Here is a 14,004-nt window from a genome sequence, read left to right as displayed (position 1 = left end):
TCGTTCATTTTCCAAGGAGGCTTTCATGACATCCCGACAACATACGGGCCACGAATACAGCCACTCGCGTGCGCACGAAGGCGAGCGCACGCAGCAGGACCACGACAAGGGCGGCCATCAGACGGGCCACGGCAAGCCGCCGAGCCCCGTCGACGTGCAGAAGGCGCTCAAGGGCATGGACTACCCGGCGAGCAAGTCCGACGTCGTGCAGTGCGCGGAACGCGCGCATGCGGACCGCGAGGTGCTCGACATGCTGCGCAAGATCCCGGAGCGCGAGTACGACACGCCCGCATCGGTATCGAAGGAACTCGGGCGGCTGATGTAAGCGCCGCCCCGTCGCGCCGCGTGCGCGAGCGCGCGGCGCACCCATCACGAGGAGCACGACCATGGCGATGATCGTCGCAGGCCGTTTCACGACGTTCGATGAAGCGGAAGGTGGGGCGCGTCACCTCTACGAGCGCGCGTTCGGGCCCGACGACGTGTCGATCTTCTTCCTGAACCCCGGCGGCCAGCACGCGCGCTTCCCGATCGGCGGCGACGTGTATGCCGACACGGCGGCGAAACCGGGCGGGCGCGGCGCGATGATCGGCGCGATTCGCGGGCTGCTGATCGGCGTCGTGGCCGGATTGATCGTGTATGCGGTCGGCCTGCGCTACTGGGTCGTGCCGGCCGCTGGCGCGCTGGCCGGCGCCTATCTCGGCGCGTTCGGCGGCGCGCTCGGCCGGATGCGCGGCGAGCAGGCCGAAGGCAAGGGCACGCTCGCGCAGAGCGAAACCGGCGTGATCCTCGCCGCGCGCGTGACGCCCGACACTGCGACGGCCGCCGAAGACGTGCTGCGCGCGACCGGCGCGAAGTCGATCGAGCGCGTCGAGGGCGACTGGCAGAACGGCGAATGGCGCGATTTCGATCCGGTGCGCCGGCCCGACGAAGCGCCATCCGACGTGCCGCGCTGAATACGCCCTTTTTTCCAAGCGCTTGCAAAGCACACCGTCGAAACCCGGCCGGCGCGCGCGGGCCGGCGTGCGCCGCGCGTGGCACGCCGCTTGCGCAGCATCGACGGCATTCGTTCAAGGAGGAACACATGACCACCGCACAGACTCCACCGCCGCAGAAGCAGTCGCATCAGCCGGGCACCGAGCGCGGCATGCACCCGAAGCCGCGCGACGAGGCGGCCGAATACGTCGGCAGCGGCAAGCTCGCGGGCAAGGTCGCGCTGGTGACGGGCGGCGACAGCGGGATCGGCCGCGCCGTGGCGATCGGTTTCGCGAAGGAGGGCGCGGACGTCGCGATCGTCTACCTGAAGGAATCCGACGATGCCGCGCACACGAAGAAGCTGATCGAGCAGGCCGGCCGGCGTTGCGAGGCGATCGCATGCGACGTCGGCGATCGCCGGCAGGCGCGCGACGCGGTGGCGCGCACGGTCGAGCGGCTCGGCCGGCTCGACGTGCTCGTCAACAACGCAGGCGAGCAGCATCCGCAGCCCGGCATCGAGGACGTGTCCGAGGAACAGCTCGAACGCACGTTCCGCACGAACGTGTACGGCATGTTCTTCTGCACGCAGGCGGCGCTGCCGCACATGAAGCAGGGCGGCCGCATCGTCAACACGGCGTCGGTCACCGCGTATCGCGGCAGTCCGAAGCTGCCCGACTACTCGGCGACCAAGGGCGCGATCGTCGCGTTCACGCGCTCGCTGTCGATCGAGCTGGCCGAGCGCGACATCCGCGTGAACGCGGTCGCGCCGGGGCCGATCTGGACGCCGCTGATTCCGTCGACGTTCACGCCCGAGCAGGTCGAGAAATTCGGCTCGAACGTGCCGCTCAAGCGGCCGGGCCAGCCGGACGAACTGATCGGCTGCTACGTGCTGCTCGCGTCGGAAGGCGCGAGCTACATGACCGGGCAGACGCTGCACCCGAACGGCGGCTCGATCGTCGGCGGCTGATGGCCGTTTCCACGCAAGTACCAGGAGAAAGCAGATGAGACAACCCAACTGGACGATCGCGGCGCTCGCCGCCGGCGTGCTCGCGGTGTCGGCGCTCGCCCGCGCGCAGATGCCGAGCGAGCCGCCCGCGTCGAATTCGCATGTGCCGGGCGGTGTGATCAATCCGTCGTCGGGCGCGGGCGCCGCGGGCGACCCCGGCATCGCGAAAGCGCCGAAGGGCGCCGACGCGGAATTCGTCGACAAGGCCGCGATGGCCGGCAAGGCGGAAGTGCAGGCCAGCCAGCTCGCGCTGAAGCAGGCGCAGTCGGCCGACGTGCGGGCATTCGCGAAACGGATGGTCGCGGACCACGGCAAGGCGAACGCGAAGCTCAGTGAGATCGCCGCGCGCAAGGGCATGAAGCCGCAGGTCGACACGATCTCGGACCCCGACGTGGAGGCGCTGCGCGGCAAGCGCGGGCACGACTTCGACACCGCCTATCTCGCGGCGGCCGGCCCCGATGCGCACAAGAAGGCGGTCGCGTTGTTCGAAGACGAAGCGCGCGACGGCAAGGACGCGCAACTGCGCGCGTTCGCGAAATCCACGCTGCCGACGCTCAAGCATCACCTGAGCATGGCGGAAACGGTCGCACGCAAGGTGGGCGCGCAATAACGCGCGCCCGGTTCCACCCCTGGGCCGCACGTGCGGCCCGCTTTTTCGGAGAAGCAGTCATGGCCCAACGGCAATCGAAGCACGAAGGTATCCTCGAACTGCTCTGCCAGGCATACGAGACCGAGCTTGGTGGCGCGCAGATCTACGAGGCCGCGCTCCAGTGCGCGACCGACGAGGACCTGCACAAGGAATGGGAGAAGTACCATCGGGAGACGCTGCATCACCAGGAGGTGCTGCGCAAGGTATTCGAAACGCTCGGCCTCGACCCGGATACGCAGTCGCCGGGGCGCGCCGCGGTGGCGGCGACCGGCAAGTCGCTGGTGCAGGTGATCGAGCAGGCGAAGAAGCAGGCCGACCCGGCGGTTGCGCAAGTCGTCGCGGCCGAATGCGTGGTGCTGGCCGAAACCAAGGACCACCTGAACTGGGAGCTGATCGGCTACGCGGCAGATCAACTGCCCGACAGTAACGCTGCGAAGGTGTTGAAGGCCGCGCACGATGAAGTCGAGGCCGACGAGGATCATCACCTGTATCACACGCGTGGCTGGGCGCGCGAGATGTGGATCGAGTCGATGGGCTTCAAGGCGGTGCTCCCGCCGCCGGAGGAAGTGAAGAAGGTGGAGTCCGCCGCCGATGCGGCGCGTGCCGAGCGCTCGCGCGGCAAGATGATGTAATGTCGCGGGCCAAGCGGGCGGCGCGGCCGCCCGCTTGCCGGTTCAAGCGGTTGCGCACGCAACCTCGTTCATCTCCGTTCCATCGATCACGTCAGCAGATCGACGATCATCGTCGCCACCGCCGCCGCCATCAGCACGACCGCCAGCCAGCCGAACAGTTTCGACACCGGCCCGCTGCCGGGCTGGCCGGCCGCATCGCGCTTGCGCGACAGCAGCATCACCAGCACGAGCATCGGCACCGCTGCGATGCCGTTGAGCACCGCGCTCCAGTACAACGCGCGGATCGGGTCGATCGGGCCGAAGCAGATCGCGATGCCGACGATCACGCACAGCGCCAGCACCGTGTAGAACGCGGGCGCGCGCTTCACGGGCTCGTTCAGCCCTTCGCGGAACCGCCACGCTTCCGCGCACCCGTAGGCGGCGCTGCCTGCGAACGCGGGAATCGCGAGCAGCCCGCAGCCGACGATGCCGAACGCGAATACGAGAAACGCGGCTTCGCCGGCGATCGGCCGCAATGCCTCCGCGGCCTGCGCGGTGCTGCCGATGTCGTGCCGGCCGCGCGCGAAGAAGACGGCCGAGCCGATCACCATGATGCAGAACGACACCGCGTTGGTGACGATCATGCCGGTCCACGTGTCGAACGTAATGCGCCGCTCGGTCTCGCGGCGCGTGCTGCGCTCGCCGTCCTGTTGCTCGGCCGTGGTTTCCTCGACTTCGAGCGCGGCTTGCCACACGAACAGGTACGGGCTCAGCGTCGTGCCGAGCACGGCGACCGCGGTGGTCGCATACGCATGCGTGAATGCGATCTGCGGCAGCACGATCGCATGCAGCAGGCCGGCCCAGTCGATATGCACGAAGCCGAGTTCGAGCACGTACGCGATCAGGCCGAGCGTCATCCATTTCAGCCAGCGCGCATAGCGTTCGTACGACAGCAGCACCTGCAACGCGAGCGACGCGATCCCGTAGAGCGGCGCATACCAGTAGCTGCGGCCGCCGACGACGAGCGCCGTCGCATCGCCCATCGCCGCGAGATCCGCGCCGACGTTCACGACGTTGACGATCACGACCATCACGATCAGCGTCTTCGCGACGCGATCGGAAAAATGCTCGCGGATGCCGGCCACGAGCCCTTCGCGATTGCGCCGGCCGATGAATGCCGACGCGAGCTGCACCGCGACCATCATCGGCAGCGTGACAATGATCATCCACAGCATGTTGAAACCGAACTGGCTGCCGGCCTGCGCGTAGACGGCGACGTTGCTCGGATCGGCGTCCGACGCGCCCGCGAGCAGGCCGGGGCCGAGCCGCCGGTACCACGGCTTCGCGGCGGGCGGCGGCGCTTCGGCCGCCGGCCGCGCGCCTTCGTCGAGTCCGCTCATCCGGCGTCCCCGTGCGACGGACGGCCGCCGCCGTGGCGCCGCTCGCGCGCGAGGCGCGACGCCGTGCGCAATGCGTCCACCAGTGTGCGGTAGGCGTGTTCGCGGGAATCGGCGCCGCGCGTGCGCAGCACGTACGACGGATGATAGGTGGCGACGACGAGCCGGCCGTCCTCGGTGCGCACCGGCGCGCGCGTGCGCTCGAGCGTCGCGTCGTTGTCCTGCAGCACCGCGCGCAGCGCCGTCGCGCCGAGCGCGACCACCACGCGCGGCTGTACGGCTTCGAGCTCGCGCTCGAGCCAGTAGTGGCACGCGGCCACTTCGCGCTGCGCGGGCGTCTTGTGCAGCCGCCGCTTGCCGCGCGGCTCCCATTTGAAGTGCTTGACCGCATTCGTCAGGTAGACGTGCGAGCGTTCGATCCCGGCTTCGTCGAGTGCGCGATCGAGCATGCGGCCGGCCGCGCCGACGAACGGCAGGCCCGCGCGGTCCTCCTGGTCGCCCGGCTGCTCGCCGACCAGCATGATCGGCGCGTCGACGGGCCCGGCGCCCGGCACGGGCTGCGTCGCGTGTTCCCACAGCGTGCAGCGGCGGCACGCGCCGAGCGTGGCCGGCGTATCGTCGTCGGTCGGCGGCGGCGTGGATGCCGGGCGCGCGGGCGGTTTGCGCGTCATGCGGCGCCCCTGGCCCGGGCCGGGCAAGCGGCGCGCCGCGGTTGCGCGGAACATGCCGGCGCGCGTGCTGCCGCACGGGCGGAGGGAAGAGCGGGCGCGGGAAGCCGCATCGTGCGCACGAAAGACTCCTGTGTCGGCGATGCGAAAGAGACAGCAACCGGCATGCCGCACTCGGTCGATATGGGCGCGCGCCTTGCTTGGCAAACCGGTCCAACGACAGGAGAAGCACGATGCAACCCGACCCCGGCGACGATCCGGCCGCCGACGACGTGCTGCTGTGGCGCGCGCCCGACAGCGTGCCGCGCCGCCCGCGCCGCGTGCTGGTCGTCGACGACTATCGCGAAGCGGCCGATGCGCTGCGCCTGCTGCTGGAGGCGCGCGGCTTCGAGTGCCGGGTTGCCGACGATCCGTTCGCGGTGTGCGACGTCGCGCGCGACTGGCAGCCGTTCGCGGTCGTGCTCGACATCGCGATGCCGGGCCTCGACGGGCTGCAACTCGCGGCGCGACTGCGCGGCGATCCGCAAACGGCCGACATGCTGCTGGTGGCGTGCAGCGGGCTCGCGTCGCGGCGGGATCAGGAACAGGCGAAGGAAGCCGGCTTCGACGCGCATTGCGCGAAGCCGCTGACGCCGCACCGGCTGCTGGGCTACCTCGAATCGGCAAGCGGCGGTGCCGCGAAGCCGGACGGGGACGTTACACGCCCCTTGTAAAAAGGCGGGCGGCGCGTGGGGTGCGGCACCTGCCGGCACGGCCCGGCGGACAAAAAAACGCCCCGCGCGGAGCGGGGCGTGTCGCATCAAAGGCGCCGGCGCTGCGGCGCCACGTCGTGGCGCGCTCAGTGGCGGCCGCGCGGATCGTTCAGGTCCTCGGTCGGGTCGGTGAGCCCGAGCTCGTCGCCGGCACTCCAGTACGGCGTGCTGCCGTAGAACTCGTGCAGCGGCTCGGCCCATTGCGGATCGGCCATCGCCGGCCAATGGTCCTTGTCGAACCCCGGCGCGTTGCGAATCCGCTCGGACGACACCGACAGCAGGAAGCACTTGCGCTCGGTGTCGAGCGTCAGCGCGCTCCACGGAATGGCGTGCAGCTTGTCGCCGATGCCGAGGATGCCGCCGCTCGACAGCACCGCATACGCGATGCGGCCGGAACGCACGTCGAGCATGATGTCCTTGATCTTGCCGACGTCGTCGCCGTCGGTCGTATAGACCTTGTCGCCTTCCAGCGTATCGGCCGCCATCACGTCGGGGCCGGGGCCGGCCGCCGTCGCGGCGCCCTTGCCGATGATGCGGGTCTGACCTTGATTGGAAGTCTGCATGGTTTCCTCCAGGCTGCGTGGGGCGCGACCGTGCCCGGGAGCGGGCCCTGCGGGTCGCGCGGGGTGGGCAGGGCGAAGCTGGAATCGCTTCGTCACGTCTGCTTCGGTTGCGACACGCCTTCGAGCGTGTTCGCCACGTCGTCGCGCTCGGGGCTCGCCGTGCGCGTCGCGATGTCGGCGAGCGACAGCATGCCGACCAGTCGCTTGTCGTGATCGACGACGGGCAGCCGGCGCAGTTGCGCGTCGGCCATGTAGTGCTGGATCTCGTCCAGCGAATCGTCGTCGAAGCACCATTCGATCGGGCCGGACGCCACCTCGTGGATTCGCGTCTCCGGCGGCTTGCCAGCCGAGATCGCGCGCACCGCGAGATCGCGGTCCGTCACCATCCCGACCAGCCGGTTGTTGTCGCACACGGGCAGCGCGCCGATGTCGTAGCGCTCCATCAGTTGGGCGGCGTGACGGATCGAGTCGGTCGGCGAGATCCGCACGACGTCCAGCGACATGATTTCGTTGACGCGATGCATGCAATTCTCCTTGCGGGTAGGTGTAGCAGTGTGTAGCAATGGGCCGATGCGGCCGCCGCGATTCAGCAAAGCACATGCCGTGCGCGCGGCCGCCGCGTCACGCGTCGTCGCGATCGCGTTTGTCCTGCCACGGCCCGTCGTCGTGCGTGCCGGGCGGCGTGTCGGGTTCGATGCGCGTCACGCCGCCCGTCGCGGGCGCGTCGCTCGCCGGAAACGTGTCCTCGAGCTGCTTGTCGATATGCCGTTCGGAATGGCGCGTGCGCGTGCGGTCCTGATCCTTCAGCGGCGGTTGCGGGTCGGGCTGCCGCTCGTGCGCCGGTGCGTTCTGGCCGGGCCGGGTCGAATCCTTCATGACGGTGCTCCGTATCGGTGACGATGATGCGCCGGTGTCGCAACCGGCGTTCCCGGTTCGCCCCCCGGCACGCGACTTGCCGCAGCGAGGCAGACGACCATGACGACGCAGGCGCGACGGCGTGTCTGCTGCGCACACATCAAGCGGAGGCACGACGATGATTCCGAAACGACGACCAGGCGTGCGCTATGAGATCAACGTATGCGGGGGCGGATTCGATTCGGTGAAAAGCCATTTCGATACGTGGAAGCGCGAGCCGCTGATCTACCGGCCCGAGCGCCGGATGTTCGAAGGCAAGGCCGACGTGCGGCCGCTCGGCGACGAGACGTTCGGCGCGACCGAGCCCGCGCGCTTCGCGCTGCAGCGGGCGTGCGAGCCGTCGGATCCGTATGCGCTCGCCGCGCGCGTGCGCGACGACGGCCGCGAGCTGTGGCTGGTGATGGCCGCCTATGACGCGTAGCGGCGCGCTTGCAAGATTTTCAGCGAACGGTGTAGCGAAGGCATGGCGCTTCGCGCCGGACCGCGCGGCTGTGTATCCGCCCGCGTATCGATTCCCGCGCGGTCCCCGTGCGATCTCCGTGTGCGGGCGGCCCGGCCGCACGGCATGCGGTTTGCGAATCCTCGCCATGCGGCTGTCGCGCCGATCCCGACCGAATCCCGCAACGATGGAATTGCCGATGAAAAACGAACCCGCGCAGTGGCTGCAACGGCCCGAACCGCCGCTTCCCGACATCGAGCCGGACCCCGAGCCGCCCGACCCCGACGACGTGCCGCCGGACATGCCCGAGCCGTACCGGCAGCCGGAGGGCGATCCGCCCGGGCATGCGCCGCCGGAACGCGATCCGCCGTCGCGCGAGCCGCCGGTGCGGGCGCCGCCGGTGAGCGCGGCGTCGCGAACGACACCGGCAAGGGAGGGCCTGCGATGAGCATCCGCGTGAAACCCGGCCTGCTGCGCGACATCGCCGAAACGCTGGGCCGCCATTTCGAGGCGCGCGCGATCCCGTTCCATGTCGAGGAGCAACCGGCCGGCGCATTGCATATCGGCTTTCGCGTCGACGGCCATCCGGCGTCGCTGACCGTGACGTTCGACGGCGATGCATTCGCCGCGCTCGAACGGGCCGACGTCGGCCGGCAACGCGGCACGCTCGCGCGCGTCGCGGCCGAATTCGACACGATGATGGCGCGCCGCGCACCGACCGCGTACGCGGGCGATTTCCATTTCAACCGGCTCTGAGCCGCGCCGCCACGGCGCGGCCCGCAGCCATGGGAGGAGCATTCGATGAACACGATCCAGACGATCCGCGTGGGCGCGTGTGCGTTGGCCGCCGCGTGCGCGCTGGGCGCATGCACGCAACCGGCCGGCGGCCCGTACGGCACGCGCGCGGCGCCGCCCGCGCCGCCCGACGGCCGCGGCGCGCAATCGACCACGACGATGCCGGACGCGAACACGCGCTACGACACGCGTCCGTCACCGGGCAACACGATGCCGCCGGGCGCAACCGTCGGCGAACCGGTCGACGCACCGCCGCCCGGCCCGAACGGCACGCAGGGCGATCGGCCGCTGCCGGGCACGCCGCCGCCGATGCAGTACTGACAGGACGTTGCGGTGTGGCGCCGCGCCACGGCATGCGGCACCGCGATGCGGCCGGGGCAACGCGATGGCGAATCCGCACGAGCATCCGGCGCCATCTGCCCGAATCGTCGATCGCTTTACTCGACCGGTCGTAGGGCGACCGCATCGATGCGAATGAGGACGGGCAGTCAGCCCAGGGCGGGGCCGCGTTTGCCCGAGCGAAATACGTGCCCCCAAACTTGCCCCGGCCTTGTAAAAAGGCAGGCTCCGGCGCGGGGCGACACGGGGTGCGAACCCCCGAGAGCCGCGCCCTGCCGCGCTTCGCGCGGCTGGCACGGATGCTGCATGACGTTCGGTAGAAGACACACCCGAACCGAACCGTCAGGAGGCTTTTGATGCCCGTCTCGCTTGCGCTGCAGATGCGACAGCATCTCGCACTCACGCCGAGGCTTCAGCAGTCGCTGCGGCTGCTGCAGTTGTCCTCGCTCGAATTTCAACAGGAATTGCGTCAGGCGCTCGACATGAACCCGTTTCTCGAAGACGGCCCGGGCGACGACGAAACCGCTGCCGCCACCCCCGAGCAACCGACCGAAGCGGCCGCGCCTGAAACGGCGCCCGAGCGCGACGAAATGCGCCCGCCGAACGGCGAGGTGCCGTTTACCGCCGCGCCCGCGCCGCGCGGCACGAGCCGCCAGGGCGACGACACCGACGGGCTGTCGCCCGGCGAATGGATGGCCGCCGAGCCGTCGCTGCATCAGCAACTGCACGATGCGCTGCGGCTCTATCCGCTCAACAAACGTGATCGCGAGGCCGCGCGCCTCGTGATCGATGCGCTCGACGACGACGGCTACCTGCGGCAGGAACTCCCTGAACTGCTGGTCGCCGCCGATCCCGCGTGGCTGCTGTCGGAGCAGGATCTGGCGGTCGCGCTGCGGCTCGTGCAGATGCTCGACCGGCCGGGTATCGCCGCTCGTTCGTTATCCGAATGCCTGGTGCTGCAACTGGACGCGATTCCGGCCGGCACGCCGGCGCTCGCGGAAGCGAAAGCGATCGCGCGCGAGCATCTGGAGCGGCTCGCGCGCCGCGAGACGGCCGAAATCCAGCGGCGCCTCGGCTGCAATCAGCAGACGCTGCAGGCCGCCTGCGCGCTGGTGCGTGGGCTCGACCCGCGCCCCGGCAATCACTACGGCAGCACGCGCGGCGACTACGTGGTGCCCGACGTGATCGTGCGTCAGGTGCGCGACGAATGGATCGTCACGATCAATCCGGCCGTGCTCCCGTGTGCGCGGTTGCACGAGCGCTATGCGACGCTGTTCGCGCAATCGAGCGGCGAGCGCGATTCGCCGCTCGGCCAGCAATTGCAGGAAGCGCGCTGGCTGATCCGCAACGTGCAGAAGCGCTTCGACACGATCCAGCGCGTGGGCGAATGCATCGTCGCGCGGCAGCGCGATTTCTTCCGCTACGGCGAGATCGCGATGAAGCCGCTGGTGCTGCGCGATATCGCGGAGGAACTGGACCTGCACGAATCGACCGTGTCGCGCGCGACCGGCAACAAGTACATGGCCACGCCGCACGGCACGTTCGAGTTCAAGCATTTCTTCCCGCGCAAGCTCGAGGCGGCCGGCAAGGGCGTGTGCTCGGCCTCCGCCGCGAAGGTGCTGATCCGCGACATGATCGCGGCCGAGCGGCATACCGATCCGCTGTCCGACGTCGCGCTCGCCGAAAATCTCGCGGGCCGCGGCATTCTTCTTGCGCGTCGGACGGTGACCAAGTATCGCCAGGCGATGAAGATTCCGCCGGCCGACCTGCGGCGCCGCGACGCCGCGTGACGGCCTCATTGTTCCAACCACGCGCGCGCCGTCCGTCGCGTCGGCTCGCGCCAACGAGAGGAGCGCAATCATGCCAGCCAAATCCCAGGCGCAGCAGCGCGCCGCAGGGGCCGCGCTGTCGGCCAAGCGCGGTGACACGAAAATGAAAGACCTGAAGCCGCCGTCGAAATCGATGGCCAAGTCGATGAGCGAGAAAGAGCTCGAGAAAATGGCTTCCACGCCCACGCACGGCAAACCGAAACACAAGCACGATGCGTGAGCGCCGCCGACGTTTAGTGACGACCGCTGTCATCCAGGAGGGTTCCATGCTTCGATACGCCATCATCTTCTTCGTCATCGCGATCATCGCGGCGGTGTTCGGGTTCGGCGGCATTGCCGCCGGCGCGGCCGAGATCGCGAAGATCCTGTTCTACATCTTCGTCGTGATCTTCCTGGTCACGCTGTTGCTGGGGGTCGTGCGCCGATGACGGTCGCGCCCGACCGGTCGCGGCGCGTCGCGGAACTCGAGCACGCGTTCGCGATCGGCTTTCCGTCGCAGTCGACCGTCGTCGTTCACGAGGACGACGCGTCGGGCCGGCTGACGATCCACGTATCGTGGGTGCGCGTGCCCTCCGACGAGGATGCGCGCGAATGGCGCTGCACGGTCGACATGCGGTTCGATGCGGACGTGATCGAGCGGTACGCGCTGCTCGACACGGCCGACCGGCTGCGCGTGCGCACGCAACTGTGCGACCGCGCGCGGCGCGCGGTGGACGAGCACAAGCCGCGCGTCGAGGATGCCGTGATCGAATGCAACGTGGCGCTCGACGTGACGGCCGTCGAATTCGACGCGGCGCTGCGCGCGCCCTGACGCCGCCGGCCCGCGGGCGCCCATCGGGCGCCGGGCCGGCTTTCCCCGCCGTTCGCACGCGCGCGCCGCGGCGCGCCGGCGTGCATGGCGGCTCCCCATTCGAATACCAAGAGGACACCTGACGATGACGAATCCCCCATCCGCCGGCAAGACGCCCCCGACGCAGCCGCACGACAGCGCGAAGTCGCGCCAGCTCGAAGCGAACCGTGCGCGGCCCGACGGCGAGGCGTTGCGCACCAACCAGGGCGTGCGGATCGCCGACAACCAGAATACGCTGCGAGGCGGCGCGCGCGGCCCGTCGCTGCTCGAAGACTTCATCATGCGCGAGAAGATCACGCATTTCGATCATGAGCGCATTCCGGAGCGCGTGGTGCACGCGCGCGGCTCGGGCGCGCACGGCGTGTTCCGCGTCTACGAGCCGATGGCCGACTACACGAAGGCCGCGTTCCTGCAGGACCCGGCCGTCGAAACGCCGGTGTACGTGCGCTTCTCGACCGTGCAGGGGCCGCGCGGGTCGGCCGACACCGTGCGCGACGTGCGCGGCTTCGCGGTGAAGTTCTATACCGAGGAAGGCAACTACGACCTCGTCGGCAACAACATGCCGGTGTTCTTCATCCAGGATGCGATCAAGTTTCCCGACTTCGTGCATGCGGTGAAGCCCGAGGCGCCGAACGAGATGCCGACCGGCGCGTCCGCGCACGACACGTTCTGGGATTTCGTGTCGCTGGTGCCGGAAACCACGCACATGGTGCTGTGGCTGATGTCGGATCGCGCGCTGCCGGCGAGCTATCGCGCGATGGACGGCTTCGGCGTGCACACGTTCCGCTTCGTGAACGCGGCCGGCGTCGAGCGTTTCGTGAAATTCCACTGGCGGCCCGTGAGCGGCGCGTATTCGCTGCTGTGGGACGAGGCGCAGCGCATCGCCGGCCACGACCCGGATTTCAACCGGCGCGACCTGTGGATGGCGATCGAGCGCGGCGACTATCCGGAGTTCGAGCTCGGCGTGCAGATGATCGATCCGGACGATGCCGACAAATTCGACTTCGACCTGCTGGACCCGACCAAGCTCGTGCCGGAAGAACACGTGCCGGTGCGGCCGATCGGCCGGATGACGCTGAACCGCAACCCCGACAACTTCTTCGCGGAGACCGAGCAGGTCGCGTTTCACCCGGGCCACGTGGTGCCGGGCATCGATTTCACGAACGATCCGCTGTTGCAGGGGCGGCTGTTCTCGTACACCGATACGCAACTAAGCCGGCTCGGCGGCCCGAACTTCCACGAGATTCCGATCAACCGGCCGGTGTGCCCGTTCGCGAACAACCAGCGCGACGCGATGCACCGGCAGACGATCAACGTCGGGCAGGCGTCGTACGAGCCGAACTCGACGAGCGGCGGCTGGCCGCGCGAGACGCCGCCCGCGCCGTCCGGCGGCGGCTTCGAGACCGTGCCCGAGCCGCTCGAAGGCCACAAGGTGCGCGTGCGCAGCGAATCGTTCGCCGATCATTTCTCGCAAGCCGCGCTGTTCTACCAGAGCATGACCGAGATCGAGCAGCGGCATATTCGCGACGCGTACTGCTTCGAGCTCGGCAAGGTGACGCAGCCGCACATTCGCGAGCGGGTGGTCAACGAAATCATCGCGCGCTTCGACGCGGGGCTCGCCGCGCAGGTCGCCGAACGGCTCGGGCTGCCCGCGCCGCAGGCGGCCGCGACGCCGGCCGTTCCGCGGCCCTCGCCGGCGCTGAGCCTGGTCGGCCGCGCGAAGCCCGGCATCCGCTCGCGCAAGATCGCGCTGATCGCGACGCCGGGCGTGAACCCGGTGCTCGTCGAGCAGGTGCGCGACGCGTTGCAGGCCGCGCACGCGGTGCCGACGATCGTCGCGCCGACGCTCGCGCCGATCGGCGGCATCGTGCCGGAGGCGACGCTCGCCGGCATGCCGTCGGTGATGTTCGACGCGGTGTTCGTGTGCGGCGGCGACGGCGATGGCCGCGATCTCGCGCACAGCGCCGACGCCCGCCATTTCGTGCGCGAGGCGTTCAAGCACCTGAAGCCGATCGCGGCCGTCGGCTCGGGGCGGCAATTGCTCAGCGCCGCGCACTTGCCGGATCCGGCTGAAGGCGTGTGCGTCGGGCAGGCCGTCGATCTCGACAAGGTGCTGAACACGCTGTCGGATCACCTCGGCCAGCATCGCGTGTGGGCGCGCGAACAGCAGGCGGCGGAACTGCCGGCATAGGGCCGGCGGCGGTTCGCGCCGGACGGCG

20 protein-coding genes are annotated in these 14,004 nt (G+C 69.5%); 15 read left to right on the top strand and 5 right to left on the bottom strand.

Annotated elements, in window-relative coordinates; translation table 11 throughout:
- Window positions 1-25 precede the first annotated feature (25 nt).
- The 5 genes from C5F75_RS33725 (at window position 26) to C5F75_RS33705 (ending at window position 3,259) form a co-directional block, all read left to right on the top strand.
- Entirely contained in the window at window positions 26-325 is a 300-nt protein-coding gene (locus C5F75_RS33725) for a DUF2795 domain-containing protein (protein WP_034209262.1), read from the top strand.
- A gap of 61 nt (window positions 326-386) precedes the next feature.
- The gene (locus C5F75_RS33720) at window positions 387-953 is read left to right on the top strand and encodes a hypothetical protein (protein WP_104013358.1); all 567 of its coding nucleotides are present in this window, start codon (window positions 387-389) and stop codon (window positions 951-953) included.
- 128 nt (window positions 954-1,081) lie between these two features.
- Entirely contained in the window at window positions 1,082-1,939 is an 858-nt protein-coding gene (locus C5F75_RS33715) for an SDR family oxidoreductase (RefSeq protein WP_104013357.1), read from the top strand.
- Window positions 1,940-1,973: 34 nt separating this feature from the next.
- Window positions 1,974-2,588 (top strand): DUF4142 domain-containing protein, encoded by a 615-nt coding sequence (locus C5F75_RS33710; protein ID WP_060310438.1) that lies wholly within the window; start codon window positions 1,974-1,976, stop codon window positions 2,586-2,588.
- Window positions 2,589-2,647: 59 nt separating this feature from the next.
- Window positions 2,648-3,259: a DUF892 family protein gene (locus C5F75_RS33705; RefSeq protein WP_059575023.1), complete on the top strand. Its 612-nt coding sequence runs from the start codon at window positions 2,648-2,650 to the stop codon at window positions 3,257-3,259.
- Between the two features lie 86 nt (window positions 3,260-3,345).
- On the opposite strand, the gene C5F75_RS33700 is transcribed toward C5F75_RS33705, so the two are convergent.
- On the bottom strand, window positions 3,346-4,638 hold the full coding sequence (locus C5F75_RS33700; RefSeq protein WP_059637154.1) for an Nramp family divalent metal transporter: 1,293 nt from the start codon (window positions 4,636-4,638) through the stop codon (window positions 3,346-3,348).
- Window positions 4,635-5,306 (bottom strand): UdgX family uracil-DNA binding protein, encoded by a 672-nt coding sequence (locus C5F75_RS33695; RefSeq protein WP_104013388.1) that lies wholly within the window; start codon window positions 5,304-5,306, stop codon window positions 4,635-4,637. The genes C5F75_RS33700 and C5F75_RS33695 overlap by 4 nt, the downstream gene beginning before the upstream one ends.
- Window positions 5,307-5,536: 230 nt before the next feature.
- On the opposite strand from C5F75_RS33695, the gene C5F75_RS33690 reads away from it, so the two are divergent.
- Complete coding sequence (locus tag C5F75_RS33690) at window positions 5,537-6,016, top strand: response regulator (RefSeq protein ID WP_059575025.1); 480 nt, start codon at window positions 5,537-5,539, stop codon at window positions 6,014-6,016.
- A 125-nt stretch (window positions 6,017-6,141) separates the two neighbouring features.
- Here the strand turns inward: C5F75_RS33690 and C5F75_RS33685 are convergent, their stop codons facing one another.
- From C5F75_RS33685 to C5F75_RS33675, 3 genes are all read right to left on the bottom strand, one after another.
- Window positions 6,142-6,618, bottom strand: coding sequence for a PRC-barrel domain-containing protein (locus C5F75_RS33685; RefSeq protein WP_059575026.1), 477 nt, complete (start codon window positions 6,616-6,618; stop codon window positions 6,142-6,144).
- A gap of 92 nt (window positions 6,619-6,710) precedes the next feature.
- On the bottom strand, window positions 6,711-7,142 hold the full coding sequence (locus C5F75_RS33680; RefSeq protein WP_104013356.1) for a CBS domain-containing protein: 432 nt from the start codon (window positions 7,140-7,142) through the stop codon (window positions 6,711-6,713).
- A 97-nt stretch (window positions 7,143-7,239) separates the two neighbouring features.
- Window positions 7,240-7,494: a hypothetical protein gene (locus C5F75_RS33675; protein WP_060310435.1), complete on the bottom strand. Its 255-nt coding sequence runs from the start codon at window positions 7,492-7,494 to the stop codon at window positions 7,240-7,242.
- Window positions 7,495-7,651: 157 nt separating this feature from the next.
- On the opposite strand from C5F75_RS33675, the gene C5F75_RS33670 reads away from it, so the two are divergent.
- From C5F75_RS33670 to katE, 9 genes are all read left to right on the top strand, one after another.
- A complete protein-coding gene (locus C5F75_RS33670; RefSeq protein ID WP_059575029.1) occupies window positions 7,652-7,954 on the top strand; it encodes a hypothetical protein in 303 nt (100 codons plus the stop codon).
- A gap of 217 nt (window positions 7,955-8,171) precedes the next feature.
- Entirely contained in the window at window positions 8,172-8,420 is a 249-nt protein-coding gene (locus C5F75_RS33665; RefSeq protein ID WP_059575210.1) for a hypothetical protein, read from the top strand.
- Window positions 8,417-8,728: a hypothetical protein gene (locus C5F75_RS33660; protein ID WP_059575030.1), complete on the top strand. Its 312-nt coding sequence runs from the start codon at window positions 8,417-8,419 to the stop codon at window positions 8,726-8,728. Before C5F75_RS33665 ends, C5F75_RS33660 begins: the two co-directional genes overlap by 4 nt.
- Before the next feature lie 45 nt (window positions 8,729-8,773).
- Window positions 8,774-9,088: a hypothetical protein gene (locus tag C5F75_RS33655; RefSeq protein WP_059575031.1), complete on the top strand. Its 315-nt coding sequence runs from the start codon at window positions 8,774-8,776 to the stop codon at window positions 9,086-9,088.
- A gap of 374 nt (window positions 9,089-9,462) precedes the next feature.
- Entirely contained in the window at window positions 9,463-10,896 is a 1,434-nt protein-coding gene (rpoN, locus tag C5F75_RS33650; protein WP_104013355.1) for an RNA polymerase factor sigma-54, read from the top strand.
- A 70-nt stretch (window positions 10,897-10,966) separates the two neighbouring features.
- Entirely contained in the window at window positions 10,967-11,155 is a 189-nt protein-coding gene (locus C5F75_RS33645; protein WP_006498333.1) for a DUF3008 family protein, read from the top strand.
- 46 nt (window positions 11,156-11,201) lie between these two features.
- Entirely contained in the window at window positions 11,202-11,363 is a 162-nt protein-coding gene (locus C5F75_RS33640) for a DUF1328 family protein (RefSeq protein WP_006498332.1), read from the top strand.
- On the top strand, window positions 11,360-11,746 hold the full coding sequence (locus tag C5F75_RS33635) for a DUF3022 domain-containing protein (protein WP_060310432.1): 387 nt from the start codon (window positions 11,360-11,362) through the stop codon (window positions 11,744-11,746). Before C5F75_RS33640 ends, C5F75_RS33635 begins: the two co-directional genes overlap by 4 nt.
- A gap of 124 nt (window positions 11,747-11,870) precedes the next feature.
- Window positions 11,871-13,976 carry a catalase HPII gene (gene katE, locus C5F75_RS33630; RefSeq protein ID WP_089466129.1) on the top strand — a complete coding sequence of 702 codons (2,106 nt, stop codon included), beginning with the start codon at window positions 11,871-11,873 and terminating at the stop codon, window positions 13,974-13,976.
- The last annotated feature ends 28 nt before the right edge of the window (window positions 13,977-14,004 follow it).

This window comes from Burkholderia anthinoferrum (genome assembly GCF_002925705.1).
GTDB classification, from domain to species: domain Bacteria; phylum Pseudomonadota; class Gammaproteobacteria; order Burkholderiales; family Burkholderiaceae; genus Burkholderia; species Burkholderia semiarida.
Note: the sequence above shows the minus strand (reverse complement) of the source record. Positions and strands in the feature narration are given on the sequence as shown.

Bases quoted from the DNA above. Each gene is read 5' to 3' on its own strand.
- C5F75_RS33715 (WP_104013357.1), top strand. From the start codon at position 1,082: ATGACCACCGCACAGACTCCACCGCCGCAGAAGCAGTCGCATCAGCCG.
- C5F75_RS33700 (WP_059637154.1), bottom strand. From the start codon at position 4,638: ATGAGCGGACTCGACGAAGGCGCGCGGCCGGCGGCCGAAGCGCCGCCG.
- C5F75_RS33725 (WP_034209262.1), top strand. From the start codon at position 26: ATGACATCCCGACAACATACGGGCCACGAATACAGCCACTCGCGTGCG.
- katE (WP_089466129.1), top strand. From the start codon at position 11,871: ATGACGAATCCCCCATCCGCCGGCAAGACGCCCCCGACGCAGCCGCAC.
- C5F75_RS33645 (WP_006498333.1), top strand. From the start codon at position 10,967: ATGCCAGCCAAATCCCAGGCGCAGCAGCGCGCCGCAGGGGCCGCGCTG.
- C5F75_RS33705 (WP_059575023.1), top strand. From the start codon at position 2,648: ATGGCCCAACGGCAATCGAAGCACGAAGGTATCCTCGAACTGCTCTGC.
- C5F75_RS33670 (WP_059575029.1), top strand. From the start codon at position 7,652: ATGATTCCGAAACGACGACCAGGCGTGCGCTATGAGATCAACGTATGC.
- C5F75_RS33665 (WP_059575210.1), top strand. From the start codon at position 8,172: ATGAAAAACGAACCCGCGCAGTGGCTGCAACGGCCCGAACCGCCGCTT.
- C5F75_RS33660 (WP_059575030.1), top strand. From the start codon at position 8,417: ATGAGCATCCGCGTGAAACCCGGCCTGCTGCGCGACATCGCCGAAACG.
- C5F75_RS33675 (WP_060310435.1), bottom strand. From the start codon at position 7,494: ATGAAGGATTCGACCCGGCCCGGCCAGAACGCACCGGCGCACGAGCGG.
- C5F75_RS33685 (WP_059575026.1), bottom strand. From the start codon at position 6,618: ATGCAGACTTCCAATCAAGGTCAGACCCGCATCATCGGCAAGGGCGCC.
- C5F75_RS33720 (WP_104013358.1), top strand. From the start codon at position 387: ATGGCGATGATCGTCGCAGGCCGTTTCACGACGTTCGATGAAGCGGAA.
- C5F75_RS33635 (WP_060310432.1), top strand. From the start codon at position 11,360: ATGACGGTCGCGCCCGACCGGTCGCGGCGCGTCGCGGAACTCGAGCAC.
- rpoN (WP_104013355.1), top strand. From the start codon at position 9,463: ATGCCCGTCTCGCTTGCGCTGCAGATGCGACAGCATCTCGCACTCACG.
- C5F75_RS33655 (WP_059575031.1), top strand. From the start codon at position 8,774: ATGAACACGATCCAGACGATCCGCGTGGGCGCGTGTGCGTTGGCCGCC.
- C5F75_RS33640 (WP_006498332.1), top strand. From the start codon at position 11,202: ATGCTTCGATACGCCATCATCTTCTTCGTCATCGCGATCATCGCGGCG.
- C5F75_RS33710 (WP_060310438.1), top strand. From the start codon at position 1,974: ATGAGACAACCCAACTGGACGATCGCGGCGCTCGCCGCCGGCGTGCTC.
- C5F75_RS33680 (WP_104013356.1), bottom strand. From the start codon at position 7,142: ATGCATCGCGTCAACGAAATCATGTCGCTGGACGTCGTGCGGATCTCG.
- C5F75_RS33690 (WP_059575025.1), top strand. From the start codon at position 5,537: ATGCAACCCGACCCCGGCGACGATCCGGCCGCCGACGACGTGCTGCTG.
- C5F75_RS33695 (WP_104013388.1), bottom strand. From the start codon at position 5,306: ATGACGCGCAAACCGCCCGCGCGCCCGGCATCCACGCCGCCGCCGACC.